Annotated in this window: 18 protein-coding genes; 2 read left to right on the top strand and 16 right to left on the bottom strand. The window is 45.7% G+C overall.

The features are described 5' to 3' along the window. The first annotated feature begins 7 nt into the window (after window positions 1-7). Complete coding sequence (locus ACFO4R_RS01390) at window positions 8-961, top strand: ATP-binding protein (protein WP_379787175.1); 954 nt, start codon at window positions 8-10, stop codon at window positions 959-961. A 144-nt stretch (window positions 962-1,105) separates the two neighbouring features. On the opposite strand, the gene ACFO4R_RS01385 is transcribed toward ACFO4R_RS01390, so the two are convergent. Next, window positions 1,106-1,462, bottom strand: coding sequence for a hypothetical protein (locus ACFO4R_RS01385; RefSeq protein ID WP_379787174.1), 357 nt, complete (start codon window positions 1,460-1,462; stop codon window positions 1,106-1,108). On the opposite strand from ACFO4R_RS01385, the gene ACFO4R_RS01380 reads away from it, so the two are divergent. Next, window positions 1,373-1,822: a VWA domain-containing protein gene (locus ACFO4R_RS01380; protein ID WP_379787214.1), complete on the top strand. Its 450-nt coding sequence runs from the start codon at window positions 1,373-1,375 to the stop codon at window positions 1,820-1,822. The genes ACFO4R_RS01385 and ACFO4R_RS01380 overlap by 90 nt on opposite strands. A 557-nt stretch (window positions 1,823-2,379) precedes the next feature. On the opposite strand, the gene proC is transcribed toward ACFO4R_RS01380, so the two are convergent. From proC to ACFO4R_RS01305, 15 genes are all read right to left on the bottom strand, one after another. Further along, complete coding sequence (gene proC, locus ACFO4R_RS01375; RefSeq protein ID WP_379787173.1) at window positions 2,380-3,174, bottom strand: pyrroline-5-carboxylate reductase; 795 nt, start codon at window positions 3,172-3,174, stop codon at window positions 2,380-2,382. A gap of 12 nt (window positions 3,175-3,186) precedes the next feature. Further along, window positions 3,187-4,506 (bottom strand): branched-chain amino acid transport system II carrier protein, encoded by a 1,320-nt coding sequence (gene brnQ, locus ACFO4R_RS01370; RefSeq protein WP_379787172.1) that lies wholly within the window; start codon window positions 4,504-4,506, stop codon window positions 3,187-3,189. 19 nt (window positions 4,507-4,525) lie between these two features. Then, window positions 4,526-5,425, bottom strand: a complete 900-nt coding sequence (locus ACFO4R_RS01365; protein ID WP_379787171.1) for a restriction endonuclease — start codon at window positions 5,423-5,425, stop codon at window positions 4,526-4,528. Between the two features lie 10 nt (window positions 5,426-5,435). After that, the gene (locus tag ACFO4R_RS01360; protein WP_379787170.1) at window positions 5,436-8,780 is read right to left on the bottom strand and encodes a DEAD/DEAH box helicase family protein; all 3,345 of its coding nucleotides are present in this window, start codon (window positions 8,778-8,780) and stop codon (window positions 5,436-5,438) included. Window positions 8,781-8,793: 13 nt separating this feature from the next. Then, window positions 8,794-9,873 (bottom strand): restriction endonuclease subunit S, encoded by a 1,080-nt coding sequence (locus ACFO4R_RS01355; protein WP_379787169.1) that lies wholly within the window; start codon window positions 9,871-9,873, stop codon window positions 8,794-8,796. Between the two features lie 47 nt (window positions 9,874-9,920). Then, complete coding sequence (gene xerA / locus ACFO4R_RS01350) at window positions 9,921-10,916, bottom strand: site-specific tyrosine recombinase/integron integrase (protein ID WP_379787168.1); 996 nt, start codon at window positions 10,914-10,916, stop codon at window positions 9,921-9,923. A 118-nt stretch (window positions 10,917-11,034) separates the two neighbouring features. Then, on the bottom strand, window positions 11,035-12,153 hold the full coding sequence (locus tag ACFO4R_RS01345) for a restriction endonuclease subunit S (RefSeq protein WP_379787167.1): 1,119 nt from the start codon (window positions 12,151-12,153) through the stop codon (window positions 11,035-11,037). Beyond that, window positions 12,146-13,621: a type I restriction-modification system subunit M gene (locus ACFO4R_RS01340; protein WP_379787166.1), complete on the bottom strand. Its 1,476-nt coding sequence runs from the start codon at window positions 13,619-13,621 to the stop codon at window positions 12,146-12,148. The genes ACFO4R_RS01345 and ACFO4R_RS01340 overlap by 8 nt, the downstream gene beginning before the upstream one ends. 158 nt (window positions 13,622-13,779) lie before the next feature. After that, window positions 13,780-15,423, bottom strand: coding sequence for an amidohydrolase (locus ACFO4R_RS01335; protein WP_379787165.1), 1,644 nt, complete (start codon window positions 15,421-15,423; stop codon window positions 13,780-13,782). A 183-nt stretch (window positions 15,424-15,606) separates the two neighbouring features. Next, entirely contained in the window at window positions 15,607-16,650 is a 1,044-nt protein-coding gene (locus ACFO4R_RS01330; protein ID WP_379787164.1) for an NADH:flavin oxidoreductase/NADH oxidase, read from the bottom strand. Between the two features lie 509 nt (window positions 16,651-17,159). After that, window positions 17,160-17,534 carry a VOC family protein gene (locus tag ACFO4R_RS01325; RefSeq protein ID WP_379787163.1) on the bottom strand — a complete coding sequence of 125 codons (375 nt, stop codon included), beginning with the start codon at window positions 17,532-17,534 and terminating at the stop codon, window positions 17,160-17,162. Between the two features lie 10 nt (window positions 17,535-17,544). After that, a complete protein-coding gene (locus ACFO4R_RS01320) occupies window positions 17,545-18,144 on the bottom strand; it encodes a DUF4230 domain-containing protein (protein WP_379787162.1) in 600 nt (199 codons plus the stop codon). A gap of 78 nt (window positions 18,145-18,222) precedes the next feature. Beyond that, window positions 18,223-18,639 carry a hypothetical protein gene (locus ACFO4R_RS01315; protein WP_379787161.1) on the bottom strand — a complete coding sequence of 139 codons (417 nt, stop codon included), beginning with the start codon at window positions 18,637-18,639 and terminating at the stop codon, window positions 18,223-18,225. A gap of 11 nt (window positions 18,640-18,650) precedes the next feature. Beyond that, window positions 18,651-19,286, bottom strand: a complete 636-nt coding sequence (locus ACFO4R_RS01310; RefSeq protein WP_379787160.1) for a hypothetical protein — start codon at window positions 19,284-19,286, stop codon at window positions 18,651-18,653. Beyond that, window positions 19,283-20,119 carry an alpha/beta fold hydrolase gene (locus ACFO4R_RS01305; RefSeq protein ID WP_379787159.1) on the bottom strand — a complete coding sequence of 279 codons (837 nt, stop codon included), beginning with the start codon at window positions 20,117-20,119 and terminating at the stop codon, window positions 19,283-19,285. The genes ACFO4R_RS01310 and ACFO4R_RS01305 overlap by 4 nt, the downstream gene beginning before the upstream one ends. Window positions 20,120-20,244 lie beyond the last annotated feature (125 nt).

Below are 20,244 nucleotides of genomic sequence, written 5' to 3'. Positions count from 1 at the left end.
GAACGATATGAAAAAGACAAAACACTATCCCTTCACCGCCATCTTAGGACAGGATGCCATGAAGGAAGCTCTCCTTCTCAACGTAATCGACCCCTCCCTCGGAGGAGTGTTGATCCGCGGACAGAAGGGAACGGCAAAATCGACGGCGGTCCGAGCCCTGTCCGATGCCATATCTTCGCTCAAGATCGTCAACCTTCCCATCAATGCGACCGAAGACCGGGTCGCAGGCACCTTGGATGTGGAGCATGCCATCAAGACAGGGGAAAAAAAGTTTGAAAAGGGCATTCTTGCACAGGCGGACAAAAACATCCTCTATGTAGACGAGATCAACCTTCTGGACGATCACATCGTCGACCTCCTCCTCGACGCGGCCGCCTGCGGGGTAAACTCGGTCGAGAGAGACGGAATCTCTTACAGTCATCCGGCACGCTTCATCCTTGTCGGAACGATGAACCCTGAAGAAGGCAGCCTTCGCCCCCAACTCCTCGACAGGTTTCCGATGGTCGTCGACGTGGAAGGCGAGACCGACTTGGATACCCGCATTCAAATCATAGAACATCACTTGGCCTATGAAGAAGATCCCTCCTCCTTCTGCAAGAAGTTTGCAAAATCGACGACCGCACTTCGAAAACAGATCAAACAGGCAGTGGAACTTCTTCCCCAAGTTAAGATAAGCAGAGAGATCCTCGCTCTTGCAGTGCAGATCGGACTTGCGTATGAAACCGAAGGCCATCGCTCCGACATCAGTATGATCAAGACGGCAAAGACTCTGGCGGCCTACCACGGACGCCGCGACGTCACCACGGAGGACCTGCGCCGTGCCGCCCTCTATACCCTCCCCCATCGGATGAGAAAGGCCCCCTTGGACAACAAAACCATGGATCCCTCCATCCTGAGCGACCTCCTCAACGAGGCTTCCTCTCAGGGCAGTGGGGACGCCGAGAGCTCGGAGGGAGGATAGGGAGAAAGACCCAAAGAAGATACGAACACTCGCTCGATCCTTCTTCCCGTCATTCAGAGCGGCAGGGAGAAAGATCTTACAGACCTTCTCAAGGAGATCAAAAAGGAAGGGAGGTTTGAATCAAAGACGGGAAGAGATCCCGCCTCATCCCGGAAACTTATCCGTGGAGGAGGAAGGAGCAGAGGATATAGACTGTCCGAAGAAGCGGGAAAGATCGACTTTGCATCCACCCTTCGCCATGCTGCTCCATGGCAAAATTTTCGCAGAGATCAGAGGGAAAAAGACGAAAAGCAAGGTCCCCTTGTCCTGATCCGAGACGAGGATGTCCGTCTGAAGAGGTACTACAACAGGCAGCACTCCTCCATCCTCTTCCTGCTGGACACCAGCCGATCTCAGGGTCTCGAACGCAGGCTGTCCTTTGCGAAGGGAGCCGTGCTCGCCCTGCTCTCCCAGGCCTATATCTCCCGTGATAAGGTCGGTGTCCTCCTGTTCTATGACCAAACCTGCGAACTCATCCTCCCCTTTACCAAGAGTGCAAACTACGCCTCAAAACGCTTGCAGGACATCCCCGCCTTCGGCAAAACCCCCCTCGGCCCCGGTCTCAGAAAAGCGATGGAAGTCTTTCGCCTTGAGGAGAAGAAAGATGCGGACCTTCGTCCCCTCCTCATCCTCCTGACCGATGGCAAAGCGACCTACGATGACCTGCCGGGTCCTCCGATACAACTGGCTCTCGAGGCCGCAAAGCAAGTCAAATTCTCAGGTATCTCGACCCTTGTCATCGATACGGAGGGCGGAGTCTTCTCCATAGGCTTGGCGCGGAAACTCGCCGAAGAAATGGACGCGGTCTACACAAAACTGTAGGGAGCCGCGTCCTTTTCACATATTGATATTCGGTCTCGTTTTATATCCTTAATACAGACGAGTCATATCGTTATTCATTAGAATTGGGAGGTTGAATGCTTTGAATATATGATCATCCATATTGTTTTTTGGAGAATTACATATTCTGTATATCCGTCATTTTAAACAGAGAATGGTATTAATATCATATTTGGAATCTATTTGACTATCAATGTGTCAGCACACCGACATCCGATTAAGATGAGAAAATATCCATCTCTACAAACACAAAAATTATTCCATGTTCCCCGGAATAAGGCTGTTGATATCAACAGCATACATCAATAGCGGCATTGCATCGCTGTTCGTTTAAGCGATATCAACGATTTGCATTTAATACTACTATTCTTTTGAGTAGTGGATATAAACGTTCTGTAATCCATAGAAGACAAAATAGTTTTTCATGGTCGAAAAATAGATATATCCACACTTCTATTGAAGAAGAGTATAAAATGAAACGGTGTTTCCTGATCTCAACCTCAATATGACGCTCTTTTCATCGAATAACAGTATCGCTTCTACATTTGACTTGATTTCTTTGCACAGGCGATCATCGCTTCGATCACCGAACTGCGGAAACCCTTTTCCTCCAGGATACGCACCGCTTCTATGGTCGTGCCTCCCGGAGAGCAGACCCCGTCCTTAAGTTTTGCCGGATGAAGACCGGACTCCAGGACCATCTTGGCGGAACCTAGGACCGCCTGAGATGCAAACAGATAGGCCTGAGCTCTGGACATTCCTTCCAAGACGGCGGCATCCGCCATCGCTTCGATCAGTACAAAGATGTAGGCGGGAGAAGAACCGCTGACCGCGACCACCGCATCCATCTTGTCTTCCGACACCTCTTCCACTCTTCCGCAGGCCTCAAAGAAAGACTTGACCTCCGAGACCTCCTTAGGATCGAGCCTGTCATTAAAGCAGATTGCCGTCATCCCCTCACCCACCGTACAGGGAGTGTTGGGCATGGTACGCACCAGCTTGACTTCTCTTCCAAACCACTCTTTCAACTGCTTGAGCGTCTTGCCCGGGGCAATGCTGACAACAATCTTACTTTTGTCAACAACCGGAGAGATCTCGTGTATAACCTCCTCATAGAGATAAGGCTTCACCGCCAAAATAACACAGTCCGCATTCTCCGCCACTTCCCTGTTATCTCCACTCGTATGCACCCCGAACCTCCGCTTCGCTTCTTCGAGGGTGGAAGAATGAAGAGCCGATACTACGATATCTTCCTTGAAGAGGAGCTCGGACGAGAGTATCCCCTCTATGATGGCCTTTGCCATATTTCCACAACCTATAAATCCCAGTTTCAAACCGTTCCCTCCTTACATCGAACCCTTGGGCTCGCGTCGTCCTCCCATACCGCTGAAGGCGGAGAAGACCGTTAAGACAATCGAGCAGAGAGCCGCAGGAACAAACCAGTTAAAGCCAATCGCTGCAAGAGGAAGATTCTGCACCGCATCCGACAGGGAACCCAAGATACCGAAAGCCATATTCAAACTCGGAATAATACTTACTGCAAGAGTTCCTATCACAGCTCCGGTATAGGTCCAATCGTATTTGATATGTCTGTCAAAAAGCGTCATCAATGTCAACACAATAAAGATCGGATAGATGGCGAGCAGCACGGGAATCGCAAGGTTGATCAATCCTTCCACCCCTTTCAGAGAGAGGAAGAGGCTTATCGTTATAGAAGTTAGAACGATATACTTGTACTTCAACCTTCCTTGAGAAATCTCTTCGAAGAAGTTTCCGCAGGTCGCCGTAAGTCCGACTGAAGTCGTTAAGCAAGCAAGGGCCACGACCAAACCAATACAGAGTTTTCCTACGCTTCCGAAGAGATGATAGACAACTCCGACCAGAATATCGACCCTTGACGTTTCGGGAGTGAAATATTCTCCCGCCGTCGCTCCGACATAGGTCAAACCGCCGTACACAAAGGAAAGAAGCAAAAATGCCACGATCCCTACCCCGACCATTATACGAAACTGTTCCTTACTATTCTTGTATCCCCTTCTTACAATATCGGACATTACGATCCCTGCCAGAAGGGAAGAACCAACCGCATCCATCGTCTGATACCCCTCCGTAAAGCCTCGGAGGAAGAAGTTTTGAGCAGGCATTTCCTGAATTTTTCCGATCGGCTTCACGATACAGGTCACGATAATGGCTGTCAACGCAATCAACAGACCCGGGGTCAGATACTTTCCAATCTTATCAATGGCTCCCCCCGGATTGAACACCAAAAAGGCCGTTATTGCAAAAAACACTGCCGAGGTCACAACCGGAGGAATCCCCGGGAAAAGCTGCTGTGTTGCTATCTCGTGTGTTGTAGCTGCAGTTCTCGGTACTGCAAAGAGAGGCCCTATAATCAAAATCGCCATCGCACAAAGCACCTTGGAAAATACAGGACCCACACGTTTGCCCATATCATCCGCCTTTCCTCCAACCGTCGCCGTTACGATAACTCCCAAGATAGGAAGCACCGGATCGGTCATAAGAAAGCCGAACATAACCTCATACCATTGTTTGCCTGCAACTACTCCTATATACGGAGGGAAAATAAGATTCCCCGCCCCGAAGAAGATCGCAAATAAAGCAAATCCCATAATAACAATATCCTGTACTTTTTTTGTCCTCGTCATACTCAACCACCATCCTAAACTACATATCGTCCGTAAAATAATCCATATCTACTCTTTTTACCTTGTACTCATTGACGACGGATACACCAACCCCATATTCAATCAAAAGTTCCGCCAACTTCTCGGAATCAATTAAAATTACCTTTGCCGTATGCTGACGTTTTGCATATTCAATTGCTTCTTTGGTAAAAGATGCAGTTGTTATGAATAATCCTTTTGCCGCTCCTTGACCGACCAAAGCTCCTACAAACTTTTGGATTTCAGGTCTTCCTACTTTTTTATTTGAATTCCATTTTTTCGCTTGGATATAGATATGTTCAAAACCCAATTTGTCCTCTTTTATAACCCCGTCAATTCCTTCGTCTCCCGTATATTTTGTAACATATCCTTCTCCAATGCCTCCATATCCCATTTTCTCGAGCAAATCTATTACCATTCTCTCGAAGAATTCAGGGCTTTGGTTCATTACTTCCTCCAACAAGTCATCAATCAGTTTCTCGCGGATCTGCCCCAATACCCTATCCAATGTATCTTGAGGAGTTTCTCCTCTTTCTCGAAGTTGCTCATCCTTAACACTGCTCCTCACTTTTTTAAATAGCGAAAAAGACGGATACTTCATCAGAACTTCATCTGTAATAACAACTCCTTCTGAAAGCAGCATAATTCCTTCTCTTGTGATTTGAAACTCCGCTCTTTTGGGACTGACAATCAAACCTGCCTTCTTCAAATAAGTTGAACACCAACCTACCCTATTTCGAAAAAAAGTTCCTTTTCCGCTCGGAAGCTTTTCCTCCTGCTCTTCATGAGTAATGTTCATCTCTTTTACAACTGATTTCTGGATTTCCTTTAAGCTGTGAACCTTTCCGTCACTCAAAATTTCTAAAAACACATTATACATCTCATAATATTTCGGTATCATATAAACTCTCCTAAGCGGTCTCCTCCGAATTTTTCCTGATATATTCGATCACGCCGATAATATTTTGCGCTGTCTTCATATCATCTTTAAACAGGTGGGCGATGCTCCCCACGCTTCTGAAGGGCTCTTCTGTCAAAACCCTGTTGTCTTCAATATTGCCGTTTTGTACAATGTAATCCACAATCAGTTTCACAAACCTTATCTGTTGAAGATTGAGTTTCTCTTCCGAAAGAAATTCTCCAAATGCTATATTGACCACTTCTCTCTCCACACCCACAACTCTTCTGACAAGCCTTCCAATCGGAGTATCTCCATATTCACGCTGATAATCCGACTTTGTTCCCAACTCGGACCACAGGATTCTCTCGAGCTCTTTCAGATCCGACTTCGTCAAACGCTTGTTTTGTCTGAGTTTATATACGGCAATATTGTCCTTATGTTTTTTGAGGTAAAATTCGACCTTCTTTCTGTAATTCTCAAGGTCGTGTTTCACATAGACAGGTTCACCTTCTTTAATGGATATGATCTCATCCGAAAAATTCGTATAATAGATCTGCTGATTCTCCCTCTCGAGGAACTGAACCAGGTTTCGGAAAGACTCTCTCACCGCCTCCATATCCGCCAAGCCGGCTCCTTCCCAAAAAGCACTATCCCTCGCCTTTTCTATCATCGTTCTTTCCTGTTCCACTTGAGGAATACGGATCCTCGACAACTTTTCGGCGGTGCGACTGATCTCGTTGACATACTTAATCATCTTCTTATCTTGAAGGAAGGCCAACTCTATATAGTACATCAGTTTATCAAAGCGTCTGGCAAGTTCGTTTTCCTTTTCGGGAGCGATCAAGGGAGCAATGTGTTCTCTCAGTTCGGACACCGAGCCCGACTCCAAATGAAGCCACGACTCCTCTTGTCTGTATTTTTCGACCTGACGAAGATGCAACCTGACCCTGTAGCTTGCATTATCCAAACGACACACTGAACGGTGCAACTCTCGGACCAATTCTTCTCTATAACTCGCATATTCTTCCGAAGAATATTTCGCAGATTGCAGTTCCCGAATAAGACTGATCTTGCAGTTGAAAATCGATTCAGCCAACGACTCCCCTATCTTCGCTTCATATCCCTGCGTATTGATACGGAAAAACTCAAAGTTGTTGCAAAAATCGAGGATAAGAAACTCTTCCTTGTCCCTTCCCGCTCCAAAAAGATCCTTACACAACCTTGTTCCCCTGCCTATCATCTGCCAAAACTTGGAGAAACTTCTGACAGGCTTAAAAAATACCAAGTTCAGTATCTCAGGAATATCGATCCCTGTATCGAGCATATCGACCGATACAGCAATTTGAGGATTCTTGTCTTTAGTACCGAACTCATCAATCAGGTTGTCCGCATAGCGGACACTGTAATCGACTTGAGCAATAAAGTAGGAACCATATTCAGGAAACAAAGCTTTGAATCTATCGGTAATCGCCTGAGCATGTCTGCTGTTCTTAGCAAAGATGATAGTTTTGCCCAGCTTGTCTCCTCCTTCGACCTTGAGCCCTTTCTCCATAAGTGTAGCCAAGACCATATCTATGGTATCACGATTGAAGAGCCACTGATTGATCGCATTGTTGGAAATATCCTTGTCCACCTTCTCATCAAAGGCGAAGGTCTCTTCAAAATGGTCCTTCTCCTCATCCGTCAACTCATCGTAATGGATGCCGTTCTCCATGATCTTGCTCTTGTATTCAAAAGGACGATAATTGACGAGATACCCGTCCTTCACCGCCTCCCTAAGCTCATAAGCAAAAGTCGGAACTCCACGCTCCAAATCAAAAACGCTGTATGTGTTCTTATCGATCTCATTCTTCGGTGTAGCCGTCATCCCCAGAAGCATTGCATCGAAATAGTCGAAAATCTCCTGATACTTCTTGTATATGCTCCTATGGCTCTCGTCAATGATGATGAGATCAAAGTGCCCGGGGGTAAAAAGCCTTCCGCCGTCTTTCTTCTTCTGTTCATCGATGGCATTCATCATCGTAGGATAAGTCGAAAACACCATCCTGCTCTGCTCCGCATCATCCTTGCCCTCAAGAAGGTTACAGGAAGTCAAGTCAGGCAGGAGAGTATTGTACGTATTTTTCGCCTGCTTTACCAGAGCTGTTCTGTCTGCAAGAAAAAGAATGTTTTTGATATAGTTATGCTTGCGAAGTACATCGACAATGCTCACGCTGACCCGTGTTTTCCCGGATCCCGTTGCCTGTACGATAAGTACCTTTCGATATTTATTTTTGATCGCATCACAGACAGCGATGACTGCTTCCTTCTGATAGGGTCTATCCGTGATCTTGTTATTGATCGAAATATCTTCGAGTTGTTTTTGACTGATCCTTCTGTCCATACGAAGTTGAAGGCTTTGCTTGCTGAATATTCCCGACACCTTCCTCCTCGGATGGTCATTGTAATCGTCCGTAAAATAGGTTTCAAACCCGTTTGTCGTAAAGAGAAAGGGACGCTGGGTATATTGTTCTTCCAAACAGTCTGCATATAACTTCGCTTGTTGACTTCCGGCCTCCGCGTTGACACCGGTCCTCTTCGCTTCGATTACCGCCAGGGGAAGCCCGTTGTTCCCATAGAGCACATAATCCGCTCTTCCTGTTCCGCTCTCGTTAGGCATTCCTGTCAACGCAACTTCTGTGAGAACATCTCTGCCAAATTCCCATCCGGCATCGACCAAGTCGATATCCACATACTTGATCCTCGTTTCTTTTTCCGTCTCCGGATCGATCTGAAAGTTCCTCTCTGAGAGATTGCGTTCTTTGAGTAAACTCATCTGCTCTCTGAGCGACTCATTCTCCCTCTGCATCTCTTCCAGTTTCCTGTCCTTACTGCTCAACTGCTTGGATAACTCCTGTAATTCCTGCACAGTCCTCTTCTCTTCCTTGCCGTGAGGTAGGAGGGACTCATCATATTCAAGTTCCTGATATTCCGAAGAATAGCAATATTGTACCCACTTGTAGAACTCATACAGGTTGCGTAGGGACAATACCGCCTTATCCCTGCTGATCGGCTGACTTGTGTGGACCGCCATATTTCCCAACTTAACAATGTATTTGAGCAAAGGGAACAGATTCGGCTCGAGAGTATCCACAAAGGTCTTCTCGTGTATCAAACTTGACAGATTGTCTTGATATGGAACTTTCAGAGTTTTGTCCGTGGTATATAGCCACCGAACTCCAAGCTCCAATGCTCTTCGACACAAGATCGCCGTGGTCGAGGATGAGATCATCAAACTCTTTTCCGCATCGACAGCTTGCTCGGCAAAAGAGTCAAAAGCCTTATCTTTTCTTAGAAAATCGAAATTTGTTGCCATATCCATCTGCTCCTTATTGTAAGTGAATAATGCCTTCTATCAGATTATTTATTATTTTCCTACTATTATAAACACGATATTTTGATTTGTCGACCTGTCTTACAAAATCCGCAAATTTATTTTGTAACTCGATTGGAGGAAGAGGTATTTTAATGTTTTCTACAATTTCTTTTGAAATTTCTTTAAACGTGGCCCCTCTACCAAGAGAGTTCAAGTAATTCACATTATGCAGTAACAATGTATATAGATACCTCGGATGAATCTCTTCCTTACATATAATGTTTTTAAATCCCTGATTGCAATAAAAATCATTTCCCGCTATCGCAAGTTTCCCTATAGGCGCTCTTGATGTCAATAGAACTGTATTAGGAGGTATTTTCTGTAGCGAACAACTATCTATTCCAAACTGTGTGATTTTTCGCACAGAGTCATAAATATAACCCGAATCTTGTTTAAGCTCAGCAGGAGTTATCCAACGATAATCTCCTCCCCAACACTTATCATCATTCGTGCGTGGAGTAGAGCCACCAATAACAGTTCCAATGCAAGATATCGGAGTCCATTCTTTTTTCTTTCTGGATAAGTCCATCTCTCCAAACATCTCTATAAATTGGGACTGCAATAATTCACCTAATTTAACCAATTGGGACTTTCGTTTCTCCAATATAGAGTCTATATATCCTAAAGTTTGTGCAACTATCCTTTGCTGATTCAGATCCGGAAAACAAATCTTCTCCCTACAATAGTCCTTAAAATAAATATGAGGTATCGTAGCTCCTGTATAATATTTGGATAAATTGGCATAAGTAAGGGCATAGTATAAATACTTTATATCGACATCTTCATTTGGAATGATATACTGCAATGTTCCAATCACGGATGAGTTTTCAGGCAAAAGATATACCCTACCTACTCCTGCACCATCCTTAACTACAGCAATATACTCCCTTTCTTGATGATAATAGTCAATGTTTTTTATATATCCACTTGCCCCAAAAATCGGATACTCCCCTTCAATACCTTCCAAATCTTTTTGCATAATCGAAGACGTACCTTTATTGCATAAGTTTTTAAGTTCAACATAACAACTCACATTGCCACCCCCATCAATTTAGGCTCCCCTGAATGTTGGGATTGGCTTTAAGATATATACCTTCTATGTGAGATTTTTACATTGTTTTGGTTTACCATTGCATATTCCATCGTAGTATCGATTTTGGTATGACCCAGAAGTTGCTGTACCTGTTCGATCGGCATCCCCTTGTCGATCGCCTTCGTCGCCAAGGTTCGGCGAAACTTGTGTGGATGTACCTTTGGAATACCCAGCCTCCGTCCCAAATTGCGAAGTCTGATCTCCACTCCGCTTATTTCCAGACGATTAAAGGGCTTAAGTAGTGAAACGAAGAGGGCGGGATTCTCATCCGTCCTGCTGTCGAGATAATTTTTCAGATGGATCTTGGTCCTTGCATCGAAGTAGACGGGTCTTTCCTTATTGCCCTTTCCGAACACAATGCACTCCCTATTCTCAAAATCGATATCGACGATATTGAGTTTAACGAGCTCTCCGACCCTCATCCCTGTCGAAGCCAACATATCTATAATAGCGAGATCTCTAAGGCAACCGCACTGATCCCGCATCACCTCCAAGGCCTCATCCGAATAGGTCTCCTTGACGGTCTTGTTTGTCTTTATCTTGTGGATCCTCCTGACCGGGCTTTTGAGAATATAGTTTTCGTCCTCCAGCCATGAGAAGAAACTGGACAATATCCTTCTTATATTATCGATATTGGATTTACTACAACCGCTCTTCTCCTGATAATCCGACAAATAGGTTCTGAGGTCTTCCGTCTGAATATGAATTACATGTTTGTCCAAAGTAGAGAACAACTTCAGGATCGAAGCCTTGTAGTAACGGATCGTCTTTTCACTGCAACCCTCCACCCTCTTTGCGGAAAGGAACATCTCGAGCAATTGCGTGTTCGAGTACTTTTCCTTATGTTCCATCAGGACTTCATTCTCGATGATCTCAATCCCCCACAGGCAGTGTTGGAGGGTTTCCTGCAAAAGTTCCATCTGTGCATTATCCAAATGCGGAAGCATACTTCCCATGATTCGGTTGATGATCTGTTTCTTCATAAGACACACCTTTCCTCTCTGTACCGAACCATCCTTCTCCGCTTTAAAAGCAACTTCTTTATTAAACTCTCTCGTTAGATTTGGATTTAACGACTTCTTTTTCTCCTACTTCCCTCCCTTATCCAAAGTACTCCTGCATCAGGGCCTTCTTTAAGGTTTCAAGTTCTTCCAAGCTTTGTTGTACTTCCAATTTTGATTTGTCGACCTGTCTTACAAAATCCGCAAATTTATTTTGTAACTCGATTGGAGGAAGTATGCACTTAAACTTCATAAAATCTTTCATTGATACCCTTGGCATCTTTGCTCCAAATACCTTTTCTCTGATCCACAAAACAAAACCTCTATCTCTAATAAGATATGCAAAAAAAACTCTGTTCAAACAGCTAGATTTTGGTCGAAAAGTAACCCATTCTGATGTTCCATATCCTTTTCTTTCGGGTATCACAACCTTATTTAAATAAGGTCGAAGCTTGGAATATAGTACATTACCCTCATCAAAACTGCATACGGAACTCCCTACTTCTTCAACATCCACATAAATGTATTCTTTTATTTCTCCTGTATGGGACTCAACCATATCCAAATTAAGTAACCACACTCTTTTCTCATGCTTACCTCGGTATTGTTCTATAGGTGCAACCTCCGAAACACACTTTACATTCCATCTCATAGTATTTCTTACAGGATCGCCAAACATCTCTATAAATTGGGATTTGACAAGCCTATCTAAATATAAGAGCTGATTTTTTCTCATTAACAGGAGACTATCTACTCTCATTAAAATTCCTGCTATTTGTTTCTGCATTTTTTTTGACGGAAAGGGAATTCTAATATTTTCGAAATCTTTTTTCACAATGTGTTTCATAGTCGCTCCACGGCTTCTCAATACCATATCCATGAGTTTTTGTCGAACTGAAAAAACATAGTAGTACTTTTCTATTTCACACTTGTCAAATACAACCTTAAAAATATGCTGATTTAATAAAGCTTTTCCTTTATCCCAAACATATACCCCTAGACTCGCAGACCACGATATAAGAACATCTTCATTATCAACAAGAAACTTTTCGTTATATTCACCCTGATAGTAGTTCGGATTGCAAGATGAACCCGTCAAATCCTGTATTCTAATGATGGGTATTCCCGTAGTATTCCAATCACTTGGTTTAAAGGCGTATCCATTAACATAAGTAGCTACATCCCCCAACCTTACTGTTTTTTTACTATTTTTACTCATCGCCGTTATCCTTATTTAACATCATCCTTAACTCTTCCATACCCTTTTGTATCTCCTCTTCCAGCTCCTGAATTTTGTCCAGAATCACAAGGGGAGGGTCATAATGCACTTGTTCATACTCAATTTCTTTATATTTGTTGATCGAAAGATCAAAATCGTTTTCAACAATCTCTTCCAACGGAACAAAAAAGCTCTGATCTGTTCGTTTTCGATCCTGCTCTCCCTCAAGATGACGAAACCTCGATAGGATATCTCCAATATCGTTCTCTTGTATCTTTTGACGTTTGTCATCCAGAGAATAGCCGTCCGCCTTCATATCGTAGAACCAGACCTTCTCCGTTCCTCCCGCTCCCGTCTTGGTAAAAATAAGAATGGCGGTAGAAACCCCCGCATAAGGCTTAAACACTCCGGACGGCATCGATATAACGGCCTCCAGTTTGTGATTTTCCAACAACTCCTTCCTTACCTGCTTATGTGCATTACTGCTGCCGAACAGAACTCCATCCGGAACGATGACTGCCGCCCTTCCTCCGATCTTGAGCACACGAAGAAAGAGTGCCAAAAACAAAAGCTCCGTCTTCTTCGTCTTGCAGACCTTAAGCAAGTCCTTCGATACCCCTTCATAATCGAGACTTCCCTTAAACGGAGGGTTCGCAAGGACCAACGTGTAGGTTTGGTTATCGGTATTCCCCTCCGAAAGGCTGTCCCGATACTCGATATTCGGGTTATCCACTCCATGCAGAAGCATATTCATCGCCCCGATACGCAACATAGTCCTATCCATATCGAAACCGTAGAACATCGTGTTATGAAAATGTTCTTTTGCCTTCGCATCAAAAAACAAATCCTTGTGATGTTCTTTTAAGTAGTTCTGTGCCTCGACCAAAAATCCTGCCGAACCCATCGCCGGATCACAGATAATATCGCTTTGATCAGGCTGCATCAGATCGACCATCATCCTGATAATATGACGCGGAGTTCGAAACTGTCCGTTTGTTCCCGCTGTTGCCACCTTGGAGAGCAAATATTCGTACAGATCTCCCTTGCTGTCTCTCTCCTCCAAGTCCAGAGCATCGATCCCGTCAATCAGTTTTGTAAGCATTGACGGTGTGGGGATCTTGAAGATCGCATCTCCCATATACTTGCTATAGGCGGAATCTCCATCGGCATGCAGATCCTTTATAAAAGGAAACACTCCCGTCGAGACGATTTGATAAATTTCCACAGCATCTCCGAGGTTTTTGAACGTACTCCAACGATATCTTCGGGCATCTCCTTCAAACAAACTCCTGTGTTCAATGCCAAGGATGGAATTCTCCCTCTCCCTCATCGTTTCCGTTTCATCCAACTGCTTAATAAATAAAAGATAAGTGAACTGCTCAATGACTTCCAGAGGATTCGTGATCCCTCCGGTCCAAAACACTTCCCATATCCTGTCTACCTTATTCTTCAACTCTCCTGTTATCATACATCATCGTTCCTTTTCTCAAATTTTGTCTATTTCCCGAGGAAGACTCCACAAGCAAACAAGCCCCCTTGGTTTCTATAGTTCTGAAAAGCGTTTGGAGATCTATTGTTTGCTCGAGAAATCCCTCTTTTTTGATCGTCCGATATTTCAAAAAAACTCTATTCCTTCTTCCTGTCGAAAACGCAGTCGCCCGCCAAATAGGTCTGATCGACCCATACATCCAAAATTCCCCGAGGATCGATCTCGAAGATGTCTCTGTCCAAGACAACCATATCGGCAAACTTCCCGACTTCGAGGGTCCCCAATACATCCTGTTGACCCGTGGCATAGTGGACGTTTGCACTGAAGATGCGCAAGGCCTCATAGACGGACAGCCTCTGCCCGGGCAAAAATCCTTCCTCCGGATAGCCGTTGACATCTTGACGATTGACGCAGGCATGGATCCCCTTCAGAGGAGCGTAACTTTCCACGGGACAATCCGAGCCCCCTGTTTGGATCAGTCCCGCCTCATACATGGACTTAAAGGCGTAGGAGTGCTGCAACCTCTTCTCCCCTATCCTGTCCTTTACCCAATACAGGTCCGTACACAGAAACACCGGCTGAATATCGACAACTAACGGAAGATTCTTCATCCTCTCGATGGTCTGCTCATCGGTCATCTGTGCATGGATGATGCGAAACGGCAGACGGTTTTCATCCCTGCCACCGTTCTTATCCAAGGTGTATTCAATGGCGGTCAAAGTCATATCCAGGGCCCTGTCTCCGATTGCGTGAATGGCGCTCTGCATCCCTCTTTCGTAGGCCTCACAGACCTTTTGGTTCAACTCTTCCTGCGTATAGATGACAAAACCCCTGTTTCCTTCATCATCACTGTAGTCCTCCCTGAGAGCCGCCGACCTCGAACCCATGGAACCGTCGGAAAAAATCTTGTACGCACCCATCTGCACTCTTCGATAGGGATTGTGCAAGGAGGCCTCATCCAAATCTTCCGTATCGAAGAACTCGTCCATACACACCGTTACCCTCAGAGGAAGAAGGCCCTCTCTGTCAAAGTTTCGATAGACTTCGACATCTTCGTTGTACCTCCATATCTTTGCCGCATAGGTATGGATGGTGGTGATGCCCTTCGAAGACATGTCCCTCATCACATCGAGCATCATCTTCTTTTTGTAATTTTCGTCCCTCAAAGGATCGGGGATGATCTCGTCGAAGACCTTGGTGCTTTGTTCCCGAAGCAGACCGGTCGGGAAGCCCTGCTCATCAAGTTCGACAAGACCTCCGGCATCGCTGTGATGGTATCTTTCGATCCCCGCCTCCTTCAAGGCGAGAGAGTTGGCTACAACGGCATGGAGGCAACAACGCTTGAGTATGACGGGATGAGAATTGCTGATGGCATCCATCTCTTCCAAGGTGGGAAAGCGATCCTCCTCCCACTTCGTCTGATCGAAGTTGACTCCCTTGATCCATTCCCCCGGCGGTGTCCTCCCGGCCTTCTCCTGCATTTTTTCAACCATACCGGCGACGGTCCTGACCTCCGCCAGATCGACGGCATCGAGGTTTTGGCAATGGGCATACATATGCATATGAGAATCCGCCAGAGCGGGTATCATCGTCCTTCCACCGAGGTCGATGATACTTTTGCTCTCTTTCTCCACAGCCTCCCGATCGCTGCCTACCCAAGCTATCTTGCCTCCTTCGACACCGAGGGCCTCAAACATCTCTCCCTCTTCCCGAAGGCTGTATATCTTTCCATTTACAAACAGACGATCCAACATCTTCTCACCCCTCTTTATTTTCTTCACGATCACTGTCTCCATCCTTATCGGAACAGGTATTGCTCCCTTATGTTTTTCCCTCTATCATATCATTTATTTCGAAGTTTGACAATTCAAACTATTTTGCCGTCTTTCTGTGTTTAAGTTCTCACATTGCAAGCGATGTGTATCTCTTTATTACAAAACTTCATCTTGAATTACGGATATCTCCTAAAACACCTGTTTAGGAAAACCTCTTTTAAGCTGATAGGGGATATCGACCTGTTTTTGGATGGCAAGGCCCGCTTCCAAAGCCCAATTCGGGTTACGCAAGAGCCCTCTTCCGATCGCAACGAGGTCCGCATCTTCGTTTCCGATGACGGAATTCGCCATCGAAACGTCTTCAAGTTTTCCCACAGCTATGACGGGAATACCCAAGGTCTCTTTGTATGCGCGTGCAAACGGGACCTGATAGCCCGCATGAGTGCCCGGTCGACCCGATGAACCGACAAACTCGCCTTCTCCTCCGGAGGTGATGTCGAACACGTCGACTCCCGCCTCCTTGTACTTCTTCGAGATTTCAAGAGAGTAGTCGAGATTGTACCCTCCCTCTACATACTCGATGGCGGAGATGCGAAAAATCAAGGGCATGGAAGAAGGAATCTCCTCCCTTGCCGCACGGATGATCTCTGCACCGAACCTCGCTTTGTCCCTGCCATACTCATCCTCACGAAGGTTGGTCAAGGGAGAGTGAAACTGGTGAATGAGATATCCGTGTGCTCCGTGGATCTCGACCGTGTCAACACCTGCCTTAACGGCTCTTGCAACCGCCCTTCGATAACTTTCCACCATCTCCCTGACTTCTTCAGTAGACAGAGCCCTCGGATTTTTGTAGTCCTTGGAGAAGGCAACATCCGAAGCCGATACGACCTCGGGAGCATCCTCCGCCTTGCGGCCCGCATGTGCGATCTGGATCCCTACCTTGGCCCCCTGCCTGTGGCAGAGATCCACGACCTCCTTCAAGGGCTCGATCTGCTCATCGCTCCACAGTCCCAAACATCCGTCGGTAATCCTCCCGTTGGGCTCGACATTGGTCATCTCTATCAGGATCAGACCGACTCCTCCGACCGCCCTTATTCCGTAGTGGAGCCTATGCCACTCGCCCGCCTTGCCGTCCTCGGCCGAATACTGGCACATCGGCGGCATAACGATCCTGTTTTTCAACTCCAAACCTTTGATCTTTATCGGTGTAAACAAGTGTTTCATATCATTCATCTCTGTTCTTCCTTTCTTTGTTTCTTTGTTTATTTCTCTTCGTTCTCAATACCGCTATCACAAAAAACGAGTTTATCCTGCTGCTCATTGAAACTGTTGATATCAATGTCTTTCGTTCTACGGACGATAACATAGATTTTTATACCTGTAGGAACGGATATAACCGCACTTAGAGGAATGGTATTAAGGAAATACCGCACAAAGACGCAAAATAATTTTTCCGTTGTTTCACAAAACACAGAAACCTCGCGAAACGGATACTTTCGAAAATATGTTTATCCGAAAAAATAGAATTCCGTCTGATTTCTTTGAATCACTCGGTATTTCTTTATACCGCTATCACAAAAAACGGAGCAAGCCTATTCTTTGTCTGAACCCCCGTTCCCATCTCTAATACTCTCAAATCGACAAATTGCTTTTGTGTGAGTTGCAAGGCGAACCGTTCCACATTTCATTCGTAGAACAACGTCAACCTAGCTCTGTGCGATACTCTCCTTGTTTTGTATCCTTCACTCAAACAGGGCCTTCCACTCCTCCGATTCAAACTGCTGGATCTCAAAGGAATGTCCTTCTTCATCCCTGAAGAAGAAGGACTTCATCGGCAGTTCTCCCACCTTTTCGATTCTCGTAAGCTCCGTGACCCTTAAACGCGAGACCTCATCGTAGACCTCTTCGATATGCTCGACCGTAAAACTGAGGAGGACACCTTCGGAAGGCTCCTTCTTCTCCACCGCTCCGACGAAGGCCTTGTCTGCACTTCTCCAAACGCAGACCCACCCCGCATCAAGGATCCTCTCAAACCCCAAGACTTCTTCAAAAAGATCGACAGCCTTCTGTAAGTTCTTATAGTTCAAAAACGTGATCTGTGACAGGACTTGCAACATCTTCTTCCTCCTAGTGAAACTCGATCTCATAGTTGTTTGCAATCTCCGGATTCATCAGCAAAACCTCTTCAATCGCCTCCTTCGCATTATCTTCGGCCTTATCGAGCAAACCTCCCGCAATTGCCTTGTCCTCCATTGCCTTCTTTTGGTCGGCGGAGAAGGAGGTATAGTCCGCAATTTCAATCGGATTGAACACGGAAGTCTCCTCATCAAAGATGGTAATGCTCTCTTCCTTGATCTCATGTGAGAGGATCTCCGCCTCGGGCAGGTCGATTCGTATCACCTTTCCCTCGACCCTGATATCCGCATTATCGATGTCCAAGCCCGCATAGATGACCCCGTCATGCGAAAGGATGAAGGATTTTCGAGTAAAAGGGATCTTCCATCCGTAAAACTCATTTTGGTTTTCCATCGAACCCATATTCGTATAGTGGTACTCCGTTGTAATCAATTTTTTGACCGAATCGATTCGGTTTGCGATCAGATCTGCGTTGATCTTGGTGTCGGAGGAATATCTCTCCCTCATCATCCCGACAAAAAACGATGCTCCCGCGACCAGTACGACAATCAAAAATAAGGGCAGTCCCTTTTTTATTCCTCTTTGTTTCATCTTATTCTCCTCTGTCTTACTTTATGCTACCTTCTTCCGGAGAAGGCTGTATTCTCCTCTTCCTCTCTTCTTTATCTTTTATCTCTCCGCCTTCTTCCAGGAGAGACTGTGTTTGCCGCTTCCTCCTTTTATATGAGTGACCAGACGGTAGCGAACATCCCGTTCTATCCTCGCAATCCCTGCAGATCTCACTTCATCCAGAACAATGACCTCGACTCCGTACTCATCGAGAAGTTCGATTCTCACCTCTCCCTTCTTGAGATCACAGTCGAGTTCAAAGGCATAGTCCCCATCCTCGTCAAAGTTTAAAACCCTCTTGCTGTATCTCGTACAGAAAAGATACCTCTCCCGGATCCCGTTCTTGGGCCGTCCTATCATCCCCACATGCATCAGAGTGCTCTGACTTTTTACTTCCCCATATCCCCTCAGATACAGATTATATGCGAGAAAACCCGAAAGTACAACGATTCCTATGATCAAAAAAAGATGATCCATTTCACTTCCTCCTATCCTCTTCGAAGATCCACTACTTTCTCCTTCGGTACGACCTCCCTGATAAAACGCACAAAGTCCTCGGAAGAGGTCTCACAAAGGTCCTCCTTCTTGAGCAGGAGCAACCGACCTCGGCTTGTAACGGCAAACAGGTCCCCGGTCTCAAAAAAGAACTCAAAGTCCTTGTACGCAATTCCTTCTTCTTTGGCGAACAATCCTTCCCGAACAAATCGAAGTTCCTCCCCTATAAGACTTTCCGGCCTGTCCATCAGTTTTCTTGCCGCCTTGTCAAACGAAGTTTTCTTTCCGCTTGTTCCGCTTGATCCGAAGGAGAAAAAAGCCGCCGAAAAAAGAAGGCTCACAACTCCAATCAGGATCAGATGCCAAAACTTTCCCGCCTCCGCAAGAAAAGGGAGAGACAGAGCCAGACCGTTGATCAACAGAACAGTCCCGTAGATCTTGGATCTCAAACTGATCCGTCTCAGAGCTTCCTGTGACCTGTCCTTATTCATCTTATCCGTGAGCATCCACATCTTCGGATGCTGCTCACGGGATATCAATTCCGTCCTCTTTTCGAGGATGGCGGCGATCTGCCCTTCGATCTTCCTTCCTTCCAAGGGGCTTACTCTGAACACAAACTCCTTCTTCATAGGACATCTACCTTTTTGAATGTTTCGACCCTGTCAAGCCAGTTTTTTGTCAGGGACTCAAACAGTTCCGGCTGCTCGATCTGCATATTGTGCCCCGCCACATCGAGGACGCCGAAGGTAGCCCGCGGATAGTCCTCGAGCAGGGTCCACAGATCACGATATCCCACGCAGTTGTCTTGACGTCCGCAGACAAAGAGGGTGGGATTGTGGAAGGTTTTGTTCCTTATACTTCCGTTGAAATCCTCCTCAAAGTGATAATTCTTCCTCAACTCATCGATGAACTCGTAGTTCGCTCGTTTGAGCCCGACAACGATCTCTTGTCGGTGTCTCCGGTAGGTTCTCTCATCCGCAATGACCGCATATTCACAAAAGGCGGTTCTGGAGCTCTCCTTCAAGGTGTTCAAGTGCTCCTCGTCTCCAAACATCAGGTTCTTCTCCGGAAGTTGCCTCATCTTGGTCTGCGGCACGACGACGGGACAAATCAGCATAAATCCGTCAACCCGATCGAGCTGTCTGCCGAGCAGACCTCGGCAGAGATAACCACCGTAGGACTCTCCTACAAGGAGGAAGTTTTCTTCGATCCTCTCCTCGGAAAAAGCGGAGAGCACCTCGATGATCTTATCTGCCGTTGCGAAGTCGAAATGTGCATCGGACTGCCCCATCCCGGGAAGATCGACATAAATCCTCTTGTAGCCGGAGCGATGTTTGAATACAGGCTCCATACACCCCTTCATCAAATTCATATCACAGGCAAGACCGTGAAGGAGAAGGACGGGTTTTCCCTCTCCAATCACCTCGTAGTACAACCTTGTATCTTTGTAACGATAAAACATCTTATCTACTCCTTTCCGTCTCTATACTATTATCTGTTAAAATTGACAGGTGAATACCTGAAATCATATCATCTTCTAAAGGATGTTTCGGTAAAGGGCTATGTTTCATACCCGGTATTTCAAAT

The organism is Filifactor villosus (genome assembly GCF_042652965.1).
GTDB classification, from domain to species: Bacteria; Bacillota; Clostridia; order Peptostreptococcales; family Filifactoraceae; genus Filifactor; species Filifactor villosus.
This window is presented reverse-complemented; position numbering and strand designations above follow the sequence as displayed.

What these genes read in the sequence shown, in the direction of transcription:
- ACFO4R_RS01340 (WP_379787166.1), bottom strand. Translation starts at nt 13,621, where the DNA reads ATGATAACAGGAGAGTTGAAGAATAAGGTAGACAGGATATGGGAAGTG.
- ACFO4R_RS01315 (WP_379787161.1), bottom strand. Translation starts at nt 18,639, where the DNA reads ATGGATCATCTTTTTTTGATCATAGGAATCGTTGTACTTTCGGGTTTT.
- ACFO4R_RS01365 (WP_379787171.1), bottom strand. Translation starts at nt 5,425, where the DNA reads ATGATACCGAAATATTATGAGATGTATAATGTGTTTTTAGAAATTTTG.
- ACFO4R_RS01305 (WP_379787159.1), bottom strand. Translation starts at nt 20,119, where the DNA reads ATGTTTTATCGTTACAAAGATACAAGGTTGTACTACGAGGTGATTGGA.
- ACFO4R_RS01310 (WP_379787160.1), bottom strand. Translation starts at nt 19,286, where the DNA reads ATGAAGAAGGAGTTTGTGTTCAGAGTAAGCCCCTTGGAAGGAAGGAAG.
- brnQ (WP_379787172.1), bottom strand. Translation starts at nt 4,506, where the DNA reads ATGACGAGGACAAAAAAAGTACAGGATATTGTTATTATGGGATTTGCT.
- ACFO4R_RS01390 (WP_379787175.1), top strand. Translation starts at nt 8, where the DNA reads ATGAAAAAGACAAAACACTATCCCTTCACCGCCATCTTAGGACAGGAT.
- ACFO4R_RS01325 (WP_379787163.1), bottom strand. Translation starts at nt 17,534, where the DNA reads ATGTTGCAAGTCCTGTCACAGATCACGTTTTTGAACTATAAGAACTTA.
- ACFO4R_RS01360 (WP_379787170.1), bottom strand. Translation starts at nt 8,780, where the DNA reads ATGGCAACAAATTTCGATTTTCTAAGAAAAGATAAGGCTTTTGACTCT.
- xerA (WP_379787168.1), bottom strand. Translation starts at nt 10,916, where the DNA reads ATGAAGAAACAGATCATCAACCGAATCATGGGAAGTATGCTTCCGCAT.
- ACFO4R_RS01345 (WP_379787167.1), bottom strand. Translation starts at nt 12,153, where the DNA reads ATGAGTAAAAATAGTAAAAAAACAGTAAGGTTGGGGGATGTAGCTACT.
- ACFO4R_RS01330 (WP_379787164.1), bottom strand. Translation starts at nt 16,650, where the DNA reads ATGAATGATATGAAACACTTGTTTACACCGATAAAGATCAAAGGTTTG.
- ACFO4R_RS01320 (WP_379787162.1), bottom strand. Translation starts at nt 18,144, where the DNA reads ATGAAACAAAGAGGAATAAAAAAGGGACTGCCCTTATTTTTGATTGTC.